Source organism: Bradyrhizobium sp. CCGUVB1N3, from assembly GCF_024199925.1.
Taxonomy (GTDB): Bacteria; Pseudomonadota; Alphaproteobacteria; order Rhizobiales; family Xanthobacteraceae; genus Bradyrhizobium.
Map to the genome: position 1 here is coordinate 9,521,684 of NZ_JANADR010000001.1, position 16,695 is coordinate 9,538,378.

11 protein-coding genes and 1 riboswitch are annotated in these 16,695 nt (G+C 64.6%); of the genes, 6 read left to right on the forward strand and 5 right to left on the reverse strand.

Annotation, left to right across the window (positions count from 1 at the left end):
* Positions 1 to 797 precede the first annotated feature (797 nt).
* Complete coding sequence (gene recA, locus NLM33_RS44905) at positions 798 to 1,886, forward strand: recombinase RecA (protein WP_254105045.1); 1,089 nt, start codon at positions 798 to 800, stop codon at positions 1,884 to 1,886.
* 103 nt (positions 1,887 to 1,989) lie between these two features.
* On the forward strand, positions 1,990 to 2,973 hold the full coding sequence (locus NLM33_RS44910; protein ID WP_254105047.1) for a hypothetical protein: 984 nt from the start codon (positions 1,990 to 1,992) through the stop codon (positions 2,971 to 2,973).
* Between the two features lie 268 nt (positions 2,974 to 3,241).
* On the opposite strand, the gene gcvP is transcribed toward NLM33_RS44910, so the two are convergent.
* Genes gcvP through gcvT form a run of 3 tightly spaced genes read right to left on the reverse strand, consistent with a single transcriptional unit; the run spans position 3,242 to position 7,651 of the window.
* Positions 3,242 to 6,109: an aminomethyl-transferring glycine dehydrogenase gene (gcvP, locus tag NLM33_RS44915; protein WP_254105049.1), complete on the reverse strand. Its 2,868-nt coding sequence runs from the start codon at positions 6,107 to 6,109 to the stop codon at positions 3,242 to 3,244.
* A gap of 15 nt (positions 6,110 to 6,124) precedes the next feature.
* Positions 6,125 to 6,493: a glycine cleavage system protein GcvH gene (gcvH, locus tag NLM33_RS44920; protein WP_254105051.1), complete on the reverse strand. Its 369-nt coding sequence runs from the start codon at positions 6,491 to 6,493 to the stop codon at positions 6,125 to 6,127.
* Positions 6,494 to 6,502: 9 nt separating this feature from the next.
* Positions 6,503 to 7,651, reverse strand: a complete 1,149-nt coding sequence (gene gcvT, locus NLM33_RS44925) for a glycine cleavage system aminomethyltransferase GcvT (RefSeq protein ID WP_254105053.1) — start codon at positions 7,649 to 7,651, stop codon at positions 6,503 to 6,505.
* 143 nt (positions 7,652 to 7,794) lie between these two features.
* Positions 7,795 to 7,883: riboswitch (glycine riboswitch) on the reverse strand.
* Between the two features lie 219 nt (positions 7,884 to 8,102).
* Here gcvT and alaS point away from each other — a divergent pair.
* Both alaS and NLM33_RS44935 read left to right on the forward strand, forming a co-directional pair.
* Positions 8,103 to 10,781 (forward strand): alanine--tRNA ligase, encoded by a 2,679-nt coding sequence (gene alaS, locus NLM33_RS44930; protein ID WP_254105055.1) that lies wholly within the window; start codon positions 8,103 to 8,105, stop codon positions 10,779 to 10,781.
* 5 nt (positions 10,782 to 10,786) lie between these two features.
* Positions 10,787 to 12,013 carry a cyclic nucleotide-gated ion channel gene (locus NLM33_RS44935; RefSeq protein ID WP_254105057.1) on the forward strand — a complete coding sequence of 409 codons (1,227 nt, stop codon included), beginning with the start codon at positions 10,787 to 10,789 and terminating at the stop codon, positions 12,011 to 12,013.
* A 4-nt stretch (positions 12,014 to 12,017) separates the two neighbouring features.
* On the opposite strand, the gene NLM33_RS44940 is transcribed toward NLM33_RS44935, so the two are convergent.
* Complete coding sequence (locus NLM33_RS44940; protein WP_254105059.1) at positions 12,018 to 12,521, reverse strand: DUF3455 domain-containing protein; 504 nt, start codon at positions 12,519 to 12,521, stop codon at positions 12,018 to 12,020.
* Between the two features lie 124 nt (positions 12,522 to 12,645).
* Entirely contained in the window at positions 12,646 to 13,860 is a 1,215-nt protein-coding gene (locus NLM33_RS44945; RefSeq protein WP_254105061.1) for an NADP-dependent isocitrate dehydrogenase, read from the reverse strand.
* Between the two features lie 337 nt (positions 13,861 to 14,197).
* Here NLM33_RS44945 and NLM33_RS44950 point away from each other — a divergent pair, with 337 nt between their 5' ends.
* Positions 14,198 to 15,394: a TrmJ/YjtD family RNA methyltransferase gene (locus tag NLM33_RS44950; RefSeq protein WP_254105063.1), complete on the forward strand. Its 1,197-nt coding sequence runs from the start codon at positions 14,198 to 14,200 to the stop codon at positions 15,392 to 15,394.
* Positions 15,395 to 15,699: 305 nt separating this feature from the next.
* Entirely contained in the window at positions 15,700 to 16,671 is a 972-nt protein-coding gene (locus tag NLM33_RS44955; RefSeq protein WP_254095913.1) for an IS110 family transposase, read from the forward strand.
* The last annotated feature ends 24 nt before the right edge of the window (positions 16,672 to 16,695 follow it).

The window sequence follows — 16,695 nt, forward strand, 5'->3', positions numbered from 1 at the left end:
CTCAAGGACGAATCCCGTCCCAATTCCGACACCCACTCGCAGAAATTACGACACAGCGATTGGGGAGACTCAGCGCGTTCGGCGACGCCATGGGGGAACGTGGCCCGCCGATCAGGGGTGGCAGATGGATAACGTAGAGCGATCATTCGCCGCTGCGACGGCGATGGGTTTTGTCGTGCTGGTCGTGGGGCTCATTCTGTTGGCCGTGCTGTAGGCCGGCACGCGCGGGGAGAGGAGGCTGCTGGGCGGGGCGGCCTTGCTCGTTTCACGGGCCAAAACTGCGGACGGTGGCGATGAGACGTAGCGACCGGGGCGGGGCCGGCTACTTTGCATGGGGTTGTTTTCGCGGATTTTGGTGAGAGCCCGAAACCGTCCCCGAAACCGTCCTGGAAATGAAAGAGGCCGCCAGTTCGGGCGGCCCTGTCCTTGAATATAAACGGCCCCAATGGGGGGCCGCCAACCCGCTTGAGGGGTTTTCCTCCAGCAGTCGGGGGGGCACCTTTCGGCTGGGGGCCTCATACCGACGCGTTGCCCGGCTGATTGTTCCCTATACGAAATGGGCTACCCCATTCAGACTAGGCGCTCCGAGGCATGAACGCCTTGAGGCGGTTTGCGAACAAATTAGGACACCCACAAATTCAACTTAGGGCGCTGGGGGTTAAATGCGAACGGTACCCCGAAGCGCAAAAGAACATATTGCGAACTTGGAACAAACGGTGTACATTGCTTTTATCGCCGACCCGCTTCGCCAATCGTTTGTCGCAACGCCGAATCCCCGCCATAAGGAGCACGACCAGATGTCCGCCACTGCCCTGCGTATCGTCGAAGGATCTTCCATGGACAAGAGTAAAGCCCTGGCTGCCGCGCTCTCTCAGATCGAGCGTCAGTTCGGCAAGGGTTCGGTGATGAAGCTCGGCAAGAGCGATCGTTCGATGGACATCGAGGCGGTGTCCTCCGGCTCGCTCGGGCTCGATATCGCGCTCGGCATCGGCGGCCTGCCCAAGGGGCGCATCGTCGAGATCTACGGGCCGGAATCCTCGGGCAAGACGACGCTGGCGCTGCATACGGTGGCGGAAGCGCAGAAGAAGGGCGGCATCTGCGCCTTCATCGACGCGGAGCACGCGCTCGATCCGGTCTATGCGCGCAAGCTCGGCGTCAACATCGACGACCTCCTGATCTCGCAGCCCGACACCGGCGAGCAGGCGCTGGAAATCTGCGACACGCTGGTGCGCTCGGGCGCGGTGGACGTGCTGGTGATCGATTCGGTCGCGGCGCTCGTGCCGAAGGCCGAGCTCGAGGGCGAGATGGGGGAATCGCTGCCGGGTCTCCAGGCGCGGTTGATGAGCCAGGCGCTGCGCAAGCTGACGGCCTCCATCAACAAGTCCAACACGATGGTGATCTTCATCAATCAGATCCGCATGAAGATCGGCGTGATGTACGGCTCGCCGGAAACCACGACCGGCGGCAACGCGCTGAAGTTCTACGCCTCGGTCCGCCTCGACATCCGTCGCATCGGCGCGATCAAGGAGCGCGACGAGGTCGTCGGCAACACCACGCGCGTGAAGGTGGTGAAGAACAAGCTGGCGCCGCCCTTCAAGCAGGTCGAGTTCGACATCATGTATGGCGAGGGCGTCTCCAAGATGGGCGAGATCCTCGATCTCGGCGTCAAGGCCGGCATTGTCGAGAAGTCCGGCGCCTGGTTCTCCTATGACAGCCAGCGCCTCGGCCAGGGCCGCGAGAACTCCAAAGCGTTCCTGAAGGCCAACCCGGACGTCACCGCCAAGATCGAAACCGCGATCCGCCAGAACTCCGGCCTGATCGCCGAGCAGATATTGGCCGGCAATCCCGAGCGCGACGCCGACGGCGAGGAGCCGACGGAGGAGTAGGACCTAACACCAGTCAAGTTTCGCGAGGAGCGGGCGCTGAGGACGTTGAGTTGCCGACGTCTTCGGCGCCCGTTTCGTTTGGGTGCTGAGTGGGCGGAGTCACATGTCGCATTTGATCCTGACGACGAACGATCTTGCGCCACTTCAATTGCGGCCGACGCCTTTGGCGAACATCGTACTTGGCTTTTCTCTTCGCTTCGTCCTGGACCGGCTACCGTCCGAGGAGCAGCTTGTCATCGGGCTGGAGCCACGCTCCGCGAAGCACTGCAATGTTGGCGATCACTGGCTCGACGACGTTCCGCGGTGCTCACTGAAAGGTTTCGGCACGCGAGATATCGGCTTCTTCGAGCTCTGCGAGAAATTCGATTCGATTGAAGTGTGGGTTGATCCGCTGCCAAACGATCAACTCGTGCTGGTCTGGCTGCTCAACCTTCTTCGCCCATACAAGGAGATCACGACCAAGCTGAGCCTGGTGCACACGGACGACGCCGTCGCGGGGTATCACCCGGAATCAGTGGCGGAATGGAAGTTGCCGGCGTTCAAAGTTGCGGATAGTCACCTGACACTAGCGAGCCGCGCCTGGCAGGCCTGGCGTGCGCCGACGCCCGAGTGCTGTTTCGATCTCTTGATGAATGATCTGATGCTCCTTCCTCGGCTGCGGTCGGCTCTTATCGCCCTGCTTCAGGAGTTGCCTAATTTAACAACAGGCCTCGGCCTGAGCGAAATGGCAATGCTGGACTACATCGAAGACGGGTGCGCCGACCCTCAGGTGGCGCGTCGAGCGGCGCAGCACCAAGAGGTGTTCGATGAGAGCGAGGCCGGCGAATTGCTGGACGATTTGGCACAATGCCCAAAGCCGATGATTTTTGGGTTGGGCGAGGCGCCGTTCGAGAAGGACGAAGTGGCTCGTTACCACCGTTACAGGAAGAGCCAGGTCGCGCTGACTGAGCTTGGGCGGGCAGTCGTGGCCTGCGAAGATGATTTCTGCCGCCACAATCCGATCCATCGCTGGTGGGGCGGCACTAAGCTGACCAACGAGAGGCTCTGGCGGTGGGACGCAGGCGCTCGTGCGCTGGTTGCGCCGTAGAGCTTAATGAGACGTGCGGTGGCCTGTCTCCCTCCTTCTCCCCTTGTGGGAGAAGGTGGCGCGAAGCGCCGGATGAGGGGTTCTCTCCGCACGTGAGAATGTCGAGAAAGACTCCTCACGCTAGCGAGTTTGTATCTCGTGGCGGAACTGCCCCTCTCCCACAAGGGGAGAGGCACAGCAATGCGCGAAGCGTAACCCATCGCCTTCTTCATCGCTTGAGAATCGCAGTGGTGGGTTTCGCTGACGCTCTACCTACCCTACAAATTCATCACTCCGCCGCCTGCGCGTAGTCGCTCACCGGCGGGCACGAGCACACGAGGTTGCGGTCGCCGTAGACATTGTCGACGCGGCCCACCGGGCACCAATATTTGTCGGTGCGCGAGACGCCGTTAGGGAAGCAGCCCTCAGTGCGGGTATAGGCGCGGGTCCAGTTGTCGTCGGCGATGTCGTGCACGGTGTGCGGCGCTTGGCGCAACGGCGACGCTTCGATCTTGAAGCGCCCGGCTTCGACCTCGGCGATCTCCTTCCGGATCGCGATCATGGCGTCGCAGAAGCGATCGAGCTCGGCCTTCGATTCCGACTCGGTCGGCTCGATCATCAGCGTGCCCGGCACCGGGAAGCTCATGGTCGGGGCGTGGAAGCCGTAGTCGATCAGGCGCTTGGCGATGTCGTCGACGGTGACGCCGCTTGTCGTCTTCAGCGGTCGCGGGTCGATGATGCATTCGTGCGCGACGCGGCCCTTCGCGTTCTTGTAGAGCACCGGGAAATGCGCATCCAAGCGTGCCGCGACATAGTTGGCGTTGAGGATCGCGATCTCGGTCGCACGCTTCAACCCTTCGCCGCCCATCATCAGGATGTAGATGTAGGAGATGGTCAGGATCGAGGCCGAGCCGAATGGTGCGGCCGAGACCGGGCCGACCGTCGCATTCGGATCGGTTGAGGGATGTCCAGGCAGGAACGGCGCAAGGTGCGCCTTGACGCCGATCGGTCCCATGCCCGGGCCGCCGCCGCCATGCGGGATGCAGAAGGTCTTGTGCAAATTGAGATGGCTGACATCGGCGCCGTAGTCGCCGGGCCGCGACAGGCCGACCTGCGCGTTCAGGTTGGCGCCATCGAGATAGACCTGGCCACCATGGCCATGCACGATATCGCAGATCTCCCTTATGTGCTCTTCGAACACGCCGTGCGTCGAGGGATAGGTGATCATCACGGCGGCGAGATCGTTCGAGTGCTTCTCGGCCTTGGCGCGGAGATCATTGACGTCGACGTCGCCGTTCTTCTCGCAGGCGACGACCACCACCTCCATGTCGACCATCGCGGCCGAGGCCGGGTTGGTGCCATGCGCAGAGGAGGGGATCAGGCACACCTTGCGATGGCTTTCGCCACGCGCTGCATGGTACCCACGGATGGCCAAAAGTCCGGCATATTCGCCTTGCGCACCTGAGTTCGGCTGCAGCGAGATCGCGTCATAGCCTGTGATGTCGCAGAGCCATTTTTCCAGCCGCGCGAACAGCGCGTGATAGCCTTTTGCCTGCTCGCTTGGCGCGAATGGATGCAGGCTGCCGAATTCCGGCCAGGTCAGCGGCATCATCTCGGTGGTCGCGTTCAGCTTCATGGTGCATGACCCCAGCGGGATCATGGCGCGGTCGAGCGCGAGGTCGCGGTCTGAGAGCTTGCGCATGTAGCGCAGCATCTCGGTTTCCGAGCGATGCGCGTGGAACACGGGATGGGTGAGGAAGCCCGTCGCCCGCTTCAATGCGTCAGGCAGCGCCTCGCGCGTTGTCGCGTCGATCTCGGCATAAGCGAGCTTGCCGCCGAACGCGCGCCAGACCGCCTCGATGGTCGCCGGCGTCGTGGTCTCGTCGAGCGCGATGCGCAAGCCGTCGTTGCCGACGCCGAGATTGATTGTCTCGGAAGCCGCGCGCGCGACGATCTCGTCGCGCTTGGCGCCGACGTCCACGGTGACAGTGTCGAAGAAGTTTTCGGAACGCGGCGCGAAGCCGAGCTTGCGCAGGCCCGCGGCCAGCACGGCGGCGCGGCGATGCACGATGCGCGCGATCTGCGAGAGGCCTTCGGGGCCGTGATAGACGGCGTACATCGAGGCGATCACCGCAAGCAGCACCTGCGCGGTGCAGATATTGGAGGTCGCCTTCTCTCGGCGGATATGCTGCTCGCGGGTCTGAAGCGCGAGGCGATAGGCCGGCGCGCCGCGCGAGTCCACGGAGAGGCCGACGATGCGGCCGGGCAGCGAGCGCTTCAGCGCATCGCGCACTGCCATGTAGGCCGCGTGCGGTCCGCCATACCCCATCGGTACACCAAAGCGCTGCGCCGAGCCGATCGCAATATCCGCCCCTAGCTCGCCGGGCGAAGCGAGCAGCGTCAGCGCCAGCAGATCGGCGGCAACGATCGCGAGCGCGCCCTTGGCGCGCAGCGTCGCGATTGCCGGCCGCAGGTCGCGTACCGCACCCGAGCTGCCGGGATATTGCAGCAGCGCGCCGAGCACGTCTGCCTTATCGAGATCGGTGAGGGGATCGCCGACGATCAGGTTCCAGCCCAAGGGTTCGGCACGGGTGCGCATCACGGCGAGCGTCTGCGGATGCACGTCCTTGTCGACGAAGAAGGCTTGCGCCTTCACCTGCGAGTGCCGCTCCGCGAGCGCCATGGCTTCCGCCGCAGCCGTCGCCTCATCGAGCAGCGAGGCGTTGGCAACATCAAGCCCGGTGAGGTCGCAGATCATGGTCTGGAAGTTGAACAGCGCTTCCAGCCGGCCCTGGCTGATCTCGGGCTGGTAGGGCGTGTAGGCCGTGTACCAGGCGGGATTTTCCAGAATGTTGCGCTGGATGACCGCGGGCAAGATCGTGCCTGAATAGCCCTGGCCGATCAGCGAGGTGAAGACCTGGTTCTGGGCTGCGAGCTCGGCCATATGCGCGATCGCTTCGGTCTCGCTCAGCGGCTTGCCGAGATCGAGCGGAGCGGCCTGCCGGATCGATGCCGGCAGCGTCTCCGCCATCAGCGCGTCCACGCTTTTCGCACCGACCGTGTCCAGCATCGCCGCGACATCGCGCGCGGAGGGACCGATATGGCGGCGAACGAAAGAGGCGGCGGTATCGCCGTTGGATTTGCGGTGCGCGGTCATCGCTTGCTCCATCGCTTAAGCCGTGTGCGCCTTGTAGGCGGCTTCATCCATGAGTCCGCCGAGCTCGCTCTTGTCGGCAATCTTGATCTTGAAGAACCAGGCCTTGCCTGCGGCATCCGAATTGACCAGCGCCGGCTCATCGACGACCGCCTGGTTGACCTCGAGCACTTCGCCCGAGATCGGCGCATAGACGTCGGACGCCGCCTTCACGGACTCGACCACGGCGGCGGCTTCCGTCTTCTTCAGCGTACGGCCGACCTTGGGCAGCTCGACGAACACGACGTCGCCGAGCTGCTGCTGGGCGTAATCGGTGATGCCGACGGTTGCGACGTCGCCGTCGATATCAAGCCATTCATGGTCGGAGGTGTACAGCGTCGTGGTCATTCTCGATCCTCAGCGTTTGTAGGTGTTTTTCACAAATGGCATGGCGGCGACGGTGAGCGGCAGCCGCTGGCCGCGCACTTCGGCAAAGAGCTTTGTGCCGAGCGCGCCTTTCGCGGCAGGCACATAGCCCATCGCCACCGGCGCATTCAGGCTCGGGCCAAAGCCGCCCGAGGTGACGGCGCCGATCGCCTCGGTCGACGTCGCGTCCGCAAACAACGGCGCGCCCTCGCGCACCGGCGCGCGGCCCTCAGCGCGCACGCCGACGCGGCGGCGGCCCGCGCCCTGGTCGAAATGGGCGAGGATCTTCTCTGCACCGGGAAAACCGCCGGCGCGGGCGCCACCGGTGCGGCGGCTTTTCTGCACCGACCATTCCAGCGCGCCCTCGACCGGCGTGGTCGTGGTGTCGATGTCATGGCCGTAGAGGCAAAGGCCGGCCTCGAGCCGCAGGCTGTCGCGGGCGCCTAACCCGATCGGCAACACGTCGGAATTTGCGAGCAGCGCCTTGGCGAGGCGTTCGGCATCGCCCGCGGGAACCGATATCTCGAACCCGTCCTCGCCGGTGTAGCCTGAGCGCGACACGAAACAGTCGACGCCGTCGACCTTGCGCGGGCCGGCGTCCATGAACTTCATGGACGGAGCCTCTGCACAAAGTTTCGCCAGCACGGCCTCGGCCTTCGGACCCTGAAGTGCGATCAACGCGCGCTCGGTAAGCGACTCGATGATGCAGTCATCGGAGAGATGCGCGCGCAGATGCGCCTCGTCCTCGGCCTTGCAGGCGGCGTTGACGACCAGGAACAGGTAATCGCCGAAATTGGCGACCATCAAATCGTCGAGGATGCCGCCGTCCGGATTGGTGAACTGGGCGTAGCGCTGCCGCCCCGGCGCAAGCGCCGCGATGTCTTGCGGCACTAGGCGTTCCAGCGCGCGGGCCGCGTCCTCGACCCTGCCGGATTTCGGCCGGAGCGCGATCTGGCCCATATGGGACACGTCGAACAGGCCAGCAGAACTGCGGGTATGCAGATGCTCTTTCAGGACGCCCGCAGGGTACTGCACGGGCATCTCATAGCCCGCGAACGGCACCATCTTGCCGCCAAGGGACACGTGGAGCCCGTAAAGGGGGGTACGTCTGAGGGAGTCTTGGTCGTCGCGCGCAAGCATCACAGGGGCCCTCGCGGTTCCCGGGGAGGATTCCCCGAAAAACCAGTCGAAGCCCCATCTGTCGCTGTGCCTGAGAGTATTATCCCGTCGGCGGGTGCCACCCGGGCTTCAATGCCCGTCGGCGCCTCTTTCCAGATGCTGTCAAAGCCACGCGGTCCTTTTGCCTGAGAGTTTCCGGGGCGGTTGCTCCTTCGGCGCCGGCACCAAAGCCGGTCTCTCCCGACGTGGCCGTACGATACAGGTAGGTACAGAACACAGGCTGGCCAAGCCTGTCAACGCGCCTGCAACAGCTATCAACGAGGATTGCGCGCCTGCGGCAACCCTCTGATCTCTCTGCACAGTTTCTGGACAGGGCAGCTCACCTTGTCTAAAAGCGCAATCGCCCGCAGATATCAGCCTTGATGTCGAGTTTGGATGGCTCTGGCGGGTCCTATCACCCGATTGGATGAACATGAGCGGCGTCAACGAGATCAGGTCGACCTTTCTGAACTTCTTTGCCAAGAACGGCCACGAGATCGTGCCGTCCTCGCCATTGGTGCCGCGCAACGACCCGACGTTGATGTTCACCAATGCCGGCATGGTGCAGTTCAAGAACGTCTTCACGGGCGTCGAGAAGCGCCCCTATCAGCGCGCCACCACGTCGCAGAAATGCGTGCGCGCCGGCGGCAAGCACAACGACCTCGACAATGTCGGCTACACCGCGCGACATCTCACCTTCTTCGAGATGCTCGGCAACTTCTCCTTCGGCGACTACTTCAAGGAGCGCGCGATCGAGCTCGCCTGGAATCTGATCACCAAGGATTTCGGCCTGAAGAAGGACAAGCTGCTCGTCACCGTCTATCACACCGACGACGAGGCGGCCGGCCTCTGGAAGAAGATCGCGGGCTTCTCCGAGGACCGCATCATCCGCATCCCGACCTCGGACAATTTCTGGGCGATGGGCGATACCGGCCCGTGCGGCCCGTGCTCGGAGATCTTCATCGATCGCGGCGAGCACATCTGGGGCGGACCTCCGGGCAGCCCGGAAGAGGACGGCGATCGCTTCCTCGAATTCTGGAATCTCGTGTTCATGCAGTTCGAGCAGGTGACGAAGGAGGAGCGCCAGCCGTTGCCGCGTCCCTCGATCGACACCGGCATGGGGCTGGAGCGCATGGCCTGCATCCTCCAGGGTGTCGACAGCATCTTCGAGACCGATCTCTTCCGTCAGCTGATCGATGCGACCGCATCCGCGCTCGGCAGTGGACCGAATGAGCAGACGGTGGCCTCGTTCCGGGTGATCGCCGACCATCTGCGCTCCTCGGCCTTCCTCGTCTCCGACGGCGTGCTGCCTTCGAACGAGGGCCGCGGCTACGTGCTGCGCCGGATCATGCGCCGCGCGATGCGCCATGCGCAGCTCCTGGGGGCGAAAGAGCCGCTGATGCATCGCCTCGTCTGGGCGCTGGTCCGCGAGATGGGCCAGGCCTATCCGGAGCTGGTGCGCGCGGAGAAGCTGATCGAGGAAACGCTGCGGCTGGAAGAGACCCGCTTCCGCAAGACGCTGGTTCGCGGCCTTGCCATCCTCGACGAGAAGAGCGCGTCCTTGAAGAAGGGCGACATGTTCGATGGCGACGTCGCCTTCACGCTGTACGACACCTACGGCTTCCCGCTCGATCTCACGCAGGACGCGCTGAAGTCGCGCGGCATCGGCGTCGACCAGTCCGCCTTCACCGATGCAATGGAGCGTCAGCGCGAGAAGGCGCGCGCGTCCTGGGCCGGCTCCGGCGAGGCCGCCTCCGAAGCGATCTGGTTCCCGCTGCGCGAAAAATTAGGGGCCACCGAATTCCTTGGCTATGAGACCGAGAGCGCCGAAGGCGTCGTCGCGGCGCTGGTCAAGGACGGCAAGGAGATCGACAGCCTCGAGGCCGGCGAGACCGGCTCGATCGTGCTCAACCAGACGCCGTTCTATGCGGAGTCCGGTGGCCAGGTCGGCGATATCGGCGTGATGGTCGGCGAGGGCGGGATCAAATTCCGCGTGACCGACACGCAAAAGAAGCTCGGCGACCTCTTCGTGCATATCGGCACGGTGGAGCAAGGCACGCTGAAGGCCGGCACCGCGCTCCAGCTCGAGGTGGACCATGCGCGCCGGTCCTCGATCCGCGCCCATCACTCCGCGACGCATCTTCTCCACGAGGCGCTGCGCCAGGTGCTTGGCGATCACATCGCGCAGCGCGGCTCGCTGGTCGCGCCCGATCGTCTGCGCTTCGACTTCGTGCATCCGAAGCCGATCACTCCGGAGGAGCTCGCGCGCGTCGAGGACATCGCCAACGAGGTGGTGCTGGAGAACGACGAAGTCACCACGCGCGTCATGGGCGTCGACGAGGCCCGCGAGGCCGGTGCGCGCGCGCTGTTCGGCGAAAAGTACGGCGACGAGGTCCGCGTCGTCTCGATGGGCAAGACCGCGCGCGAACACGGCGCCAACGCGCTCGGCTGGTCGGTCGAGCTCTGCGGCGGCACCCATGTGAAACGCACCGGCGATATCGGCCTGATCACGCTAACCGGCGAGAGCGCAGTCGCCTCCGGCGTGCGCCGCATCGAGGCGCTGACCGGACGCCATGCGCGCAAGCACGCCAACGACACCATGGCGCTGGCGAAGACCGCAGCCGCCGAGCTGCGCACCTCGCTCGAGGACGTGCCGGCGCGCATCACCGCGCTGATGGACGAGCGCAAGAAGCTCGAGCGCGAATTGTCCGACGCCCGCAAGAAGCTTGCGATGGGCGGTGGTGCATCGTCCGGAAATGGCGCTGCCGCAGGCGTGCGCGAGGTCGGTGACGTCAAGCTGATGGCGCGTGCGGTCGAAGGCATCGAGATGAAGGATCTCAAGAGCCTTGCCGACGATGGCAAGAAGCAAATCGGCTCCGGGGTGGTCGCGATCGTCGGCGTCACCGAGGACGGCAAGGCCGGCGTCGTGGTTGGTGTCACGGCCGACCTCACCTCGCGTTTCAACGCCGTCAACCTGGTTCGCGTCGCCTCCGAAGCGCTCGGCGGCAAGGGTGGCGGCGGCCGGCCTGACATGGCGCAGGCTGGCGGACCCGACGGCGCCAACGCGGCGGCGGCGCTCTCGGCGATCGAAAAAGCCATGGTCGGCGCGTAGACACCGTGCGCCTCGTTCCGCGAGGACGTGGGCTTCGCGATCCCAATTTGAGGGATCGCTTGTACGAACTGCTGGAGCACGATCCGCTGGCCTATTCGGCCGGGTCGCGCTTCATCCAGGTGATCATTGCCGTCATCGTGCTCGACGTCGTGGCAATGACGCTTGCCTCGGTGCCGGACCTCGACGCGCAGTTCGGCCCGCTGTTCTCGGCGATCACCATCCTGTCCGTGATCGTGTTCGCGCTGGAATATGCCGCGCGGCTGTGGACGGTGGCGGGGCACACGCCGCGCAAAGGCTCGGCGCTCGCCGACCGCCTCGACTATGCCTTCTCCGCGCTCGGCATCATCGATCTCATGGCGTTCCTCCCCGCAGCCATCGTGCTGGCCACTGGCCGGCACGCGACGCTGGCTGCGCTCGGCGTGCTGCCGTTCTTCAAGTTGATCCGCTATTCGCCAGCGATGCGCTCGCTGCTCGCAGCCGTCCATGCCGAACGGCGCGCGTTGATCGGATGCATCGTCATCCTGATCGGTGTGGTGCTCACCTTCGCTTCGCTCCTCTATGCCATCGAGCGCGAAGTGCAGCCGGAGAAGCTCGGCACCATCCCGCAGGCGATGTGGTGGGCGATCGTGACGCTCGGCACAGTCGGCTATGGCGACGTGGTGCCGGTGACGCCGCTCGGCAAATTCGTTTCCGTGTTCGCCATCATCAGCGGCTTTGCCATGATCGCGCTGCCGGTTGCGATCATCTCGAGCGCCTTTGCGGAAGAGGTGAGGCGGCGCGACTTCGTCGTCACCTGGGGCATGCTCGCGCGCGTGCCGCTGTTCTCGCACCTCACGGCATTGGAGATCGCCGACATCATGCGGCTGCTGCGGGCACGCACCATCGAGCAGGGCGAGATCCTGGTTCGGCGTGGCGATGCTGCCTCGTCGATGTATTTCATCACGGCCGGCGAGGTCGAGATTTCACTCCCGAGCCAGCGCGTGCGGCTTGCGGACGGCACTTTCTTCGGCGAGATCGCACTGCTGCACAAAACCAAACGCAGCGGCACCGTGACCGCCACGCGCAAGACCCGCCTTCTGGTGCTCGACGCCCAGCATTTTCATGCCCTGATCGAACGCATGCCGACGCTCGCCGCGCATGTGCACAAGACGGCTAAGGCGCGTCTCGAAGAGACTGGCGACCTCGCGGCGACCGAGCTCGCGCAGGCGGAGCGCGAGGGCACGGACCGCTGAGTGATTAGCCCTTGCGCAGGAAGATGTAGTCGGCCGAGTAGGGTGCGCTCTTGAACTCGCCGGCCTTCTCGCAGGCGCCGTCGAGCTTGCCGCCATGGGTGTTGATGCGCTGAACCGTGGTGACGGGTGTCAGAATGCCGCTACCCCGACGCGAGGCGACCTCGAGCTTCAGCCAGGGGATATCGCCTGCGGTTGCGCCCGGCGCGTTGCCGATGGCCTTGCCGACCACTGCGCTGCCGTCGGCGTGCTCCCAATTGGGGCCTGCATAGTGGCGGCCGATCGTCTTGCCTTCGGAAAGCAGCGTCGCGATCGGCTCGCGGAAGGCCCAGGCGAGCTTGCCGTCGGTCCCTGCCTTGCACTCATAAACCTGCGCGCCCTCGGCGTGGACGCTCAGCACGACGGTCTCGCCGGGCGCGGCGATCGCGTCGGGAAGCTCCGCGGCTGCGGCAACGGCCGATGTGCTGGCCAGTGTGAGGACGGCGAACGCGAGGCTCTTGATTGTCGGCATGATGCTTACCCGGATAAGAGGCTCGTCATTGCGAGGAGCGACGAAGCAATCCAGTGTCCGACCGTGGAGACAGCCTGGGATTGCTTCGCTTCGCTCGCAATGACGGTTGAGGCGAGACGCCGGCTTACGCCGCCAGCGCCTTCGTGAGGTTCTCGGCGACCTTGTCGAGGAAGCCGGTGGTGGAGAGCCAGCGCTGGTCGGCGCCGACGAGGAGCGCGAGGTCCTTGGTCATGTAGCCGTCTTCCACGGTGTCGACGCAGACCTTCTCCAGCGTGGCCGCGAACTTCGCCAGCTCCGGATTGTTGTCGAGCTTGGCGCGGTGGGAGAGGCCACGGGTCCAGGCGAAGATCGAGGCGATCGAGTTGGTCGAGGTCTCCTTGCCCTTCTGGTGCTCGCGGTAGTGGCGGGTCACCGTGCCGTGGGCGGCTTCGGCTTCCACCGTCTTGCCGTCGGGCGTCAGCAGGACCGAGGTCATCAGGCCGAGCGAGCCGTAGCCCTGCGCGACCGTGTCGGACTGCACGTCGCCGTCGTAGTTCTTGCAGGCCCAGACGTAGCCGCCGGACCACTTCAGCGCCGAGGCCACCATGTCGTCGATCAGGCGATGCTCGTAGGTCAGGCCCTTGGCCTCGAATTCCTTCTTGAACTCGCGGTCGAAGATGTCCTGGAAGATGTCCTTGAAGCGGCCGTCATAGACCTTGAGGATGGTGTTCTTGGTTGACAGATACACCGGGTAGCCGCGCAGCAAACCGTAGTTGAACGAGGCGCGGGCGAAGTCGATGATGGAGTCGTCGAGATTGTACATCTCCATGGCGACGCCGGCGCCGGGAGCCTTGAAGACCTCCTTCTCGATCACGGTGCCGTCCTCGCCGACGAACTTCAGCGACAGCGTGCCCTTGCCCGGGAACTTGATGTCGGTGGCGCGGTACTGGTCGCCATAGGCATGGCGGCCGATGATGATCGGCTTGGTCCAGCCGGGGACGAGGCGCGGCACGTTCTTGCAGATGATCGGCTCGCGGAAGATCACGCCGCCGAGGATGTTGCGGATGGTGCCGTTCGGCGACTTCCACATCTGCTTCAGGTTGAATTCCTTCACCCGGGCTTCGTCCGGGGTGATGGTGGCGCACTTCACGCCGACGCCGACCTTCTTGATCGCCTCGGCGGCGTCGATGGTCACCTGATCGTTGGTCTGGTCGCGGTACTCCATCCCCAGGTCGAAATACAGGAGCTGGACATCGAGGAACGGGTTGATCAGCTTGTCCTTGATGTACTGCCAGATGATCCGGGTCATCTCGTCGCCATCGAGTTCGACGACGGGGTTGGACACCTTGATTTTTGCCATGATCGGGGAAGCCTCTTGGGAACGGCGCTTTGGCGCGTCAACGGGAATATCCGCCGCCTCATAGCACCGGGAAGCGGCGGGCGAAAGCCAAGGGATTATGCACTTTTAGCCCATCCAGCATCCTTAAGCGGGGAGCCGCGGCGGCACTGCGGCCGGGTCCGGAGCTGAAGTTTCGGGCGAGATTCAAAAGCCGAATCTAACCCCGTTATTTCGCTTGAGAATTCTGTCAGGACAGGCAAACGAGGCGCAATCGGCGGAGCCGGTCGGTGGCCGGCTTGAATCATTTCCTAAGGCGCCCTCTCCAAGGCCTTGAGAACCAGCGTGAAAGCAGAACGAGATGTCGGGGACTGACAAGAGCAAGGCGGGCCTCGCCCTCGACGGTCCCATCGTGATCCTGGTCGAGCCGCAACTCGGCGAGAACATCGGCATGGCGGCCCGTGCCATGGGCAACTTCGCCCTGAGCCGCTTGCGCATCGTCAACCCACGCGACGGCTGGCCCAACATCGCCGCCCAGCGCGCCGCGGCCGGTGCCGACCACATCCTGGAGCGGGTCGAGCTGTTTGACACCGTCGAGCAGGCGGTCTCCGACCTCGACCTGTTGTTCGCCACCTCCGCCCGGGCCCATGACCAGGCCAAGCCGGTGGTCGGCCCGGAAGCGGCGACGACCGAGATCGCCAGCCATGTCGCGACCGGCGGAAAGGCCGGCATCCTCTTTGGCCGTGAACGCTGGGGGCTGACCAACGAGGAGGTCGCGCTGGCCAACCGGGTCATCACCTTCCCGGTCAATCCCGGCTTTGCCTCGCTGAATCTCGCGCAGGCGGTGCTGCTGGTCGGCTACGAATGGTTCAAACGGGTTACGGAGGGCGCGCTGCCGCACGGCATGCCGGAGCGCTCGGAGCGCGCCTCGCAGCACCAGATTCAGGCCTTCTTCGACAACCTCGTGCGCGAGCTCGACCGGGTCGAGTTTTTGCGCCCGGCCGAGAAGCGCGACACCATGCTGGTCAACCTGCGCAACATCTTCACCCGCATGGAGCCGACCAAGCAGGACATGCACACCCTGCACGGGGTGGTCATGGCGATCGCGGAAGGGCGCAAGGGCCCGGCCAAGGGCGGCGTGCTCGACGGCGAGCAGGCGACGCGGCTGCGCGCGCTGCTCGCCGAACACGGGCAGGGCGGGGTGCCCGACAGCGGCAGCACCGTGCGCGGGCTCGCGCGCCTGCTTCGCCGTAACCCGACCGACGCCGAGCGCCTGCTCTGGCAGGCCCTGACCCACGACCGTCGCTTCGCCGGGCAGTTCAAGCGCCAGACGCCGGTCGGGCGGCACATTCCGGACTTCGTCTCGTTTCCGCACCGGATCGCGATCGAGCTGGTCAATCCGGGCGAGGGCGAGACCATCGACGCCGACCGCGCGTCACGGCGGACGTGGCTGGAGGCGCGCGATTATCGGGTGATGGAGATCCGCGCCGCGGACGTGGAGCGCGATCTGGAGTCGGAGCTGGTGCGGCTGCAGGGGGTGATCGAGCAATCACAGTAGGTCTCGTAGGGTGGGCAAAGCGGAGCGTGCCCACCATTGCGAATCGAGCAACCGGAGAGATGGTGGGCACGGCGCAAGAGCGCCTTTGCCCACCCTTGTATTAGCGCGCCGGATTACAATGGCCTGGTTCCGTGAGGAATGGCCCAGCCCGGGCGGCCACCCGAGCTGGGCCGCCGATCGATCGGATCGATGCCCACCGAAGCCTTGAGGGCTGCGTTTCGTAGCAAGATCGCGATCGGCACTTCATCGGGACCCGCATGGTTGAACGAACTTCAGGTTCGCATCACAAGGGAGGGTCGAGGAAGATGGCCAAGCGTATCACGATCTGTGCCGGGATCGATACCGGCAAGCGCAAACTTGACGTGGCAGTCGATGGCTGTTCGGAGCCGTTGCAGGTCGAGAACACACCGGAAGGCTACAAGGTGCTGGTGGAATGGTTGCAGCGCCGGAAGGTCAAACGGGTCGGGATCGAGGCGAGCGGGGGCTATGAGCGGGCGGTCGTCGCCGAGCTGCGACGCAAACGTTTTGTCGTCGTGGTCTTTCAGCCGGTCCAGGTGCGCGCCTTTGCCATGTTCCACCTGCAGCGGGCCAAGAATGACAAGATCGATGCAGCGCTGATTGCAGCCTGCACCGCCGCGGCCAAGAAGATCCACCCCGCTCCGGATCCTCGGCTGGGGCCCTTTGCCGAGCATCTGACAATGATCGAGCAGATCGGAGAGGATATTGCAAAGCTCAAAAACCGGTTGGAGAGCTGCCGCAACGCGCGTATCCAGAAGCTCTGGAAGGAGCAGATTGCTCTCTTGGCCAGGCACAAACGAGCCGAGTTCAAGGCTCTGGTGGCAGCGATCCGCAAGCATCGCGATCTCGCCGAACGGCTCGATCTGATCTACGGCGTCGCCGGCAGCGGCCTTCCGACTGCGGTTTCCATCCTGATCAGGATGCCCGAGATTGGCCAGGTCACGCGCGAGCAAGCCGCAGCCCTCGTCGGGCTTGCGCCTTACGACAACGACAGCGGCGATCACGTTGGCGTCCGTCACATCGAAGGCGGGCGCGAACGCTTGCGCCGGGCGCTCTACACCGCGGCTCTACCGGCATCATTCCGCTGGAATCCGCAGCTCATGGCCCTGTACAACCGGCTGATCGCCGCCGGCAAGGGCCACAAGCGCGCGCTCATCGCCTGTGCCAGGAAGCTGCTCGTCGTCATCAACGCCGTCGTCGCACGCGGAACGCCGTGGCTCGCCGAACCGCCCAAAATCGCGAGCGTGCCCGCCACCTGATCGCGTTTCTTTGTTCGGCCGAAG

Excerpts from the sequence above, each read along its gene's own strand:
- NLM33_RS44945 (WP_254105061.1), bottom strand. The coding sequence starts at position 13,860 with ATGGCAAAAATCAAGGTGTCCAACCCCGTCGTCGAACTCGATGGCGAC.
- recA (WP_254105045.1), top strand. The coding sequence starts at position 798 with ATGTCCGCCACTGCCCTGCGTATCGTCGAAGGATCTTCCATGGACAAG.
- alaS (WP_254105055.1), top strand. The coding sequence starts at position 8,103 with ATGAGCGGCGTCAACGAGATCAGGTCGACCTTTCTGAACTTCTTTGCC.
- gcvH (WP_254105051.1), bottom strand. The coding sequence starts at position 6,493 with ATGACCACGACGCTGTACACCTCCGACCATGAATGGCTTGATATCGAC.
- gcvT (WP_254105053.1), bottom strand. The coding sequence starts at position 7,651 with ATGCTTGCGCGCGACGACCAAGACTCCCTCAGACGTACCCCCCTTTAC.
- NLM33_RS44955 (WP_254095913.1), top strand. The coding sequence starts at position 15,700 with ATGGCCAAGCGTATCACGATCTGTGCCGGGATCGATACCGGCAAGCGC.
- gcvP (WP_254105049.1), bottom strand. The coding sequence starts at position 6,109 with ATGACCGCGCACCGCAAATCCAACGGCGATACCGCCGCCTCTTTCGTT.
- NLM33_RS44940 (WP_254105059.1), bottom strand. The coding sequence starts at position 12,521 with ATGCCGACAATCAAGAGCCTCGCGTTCGCCGTCCTCACACTGGCCAGC.
- NLM33_RS44910 (WP_254105047.1), top strand. The coding sequence starts at position 1,990 with ATGTCGCATTTGATCCTGACGACGAACGATCTTGCGCCACTTCAATTG.
- NLM33_RS44950 (WP_254105063.1), top strand. The coding sequence starts at position 14,198 with ATGTCGGGGACTGACAAGAGCAAGGCGGGCCTCGCCCTCGACGGTCCC.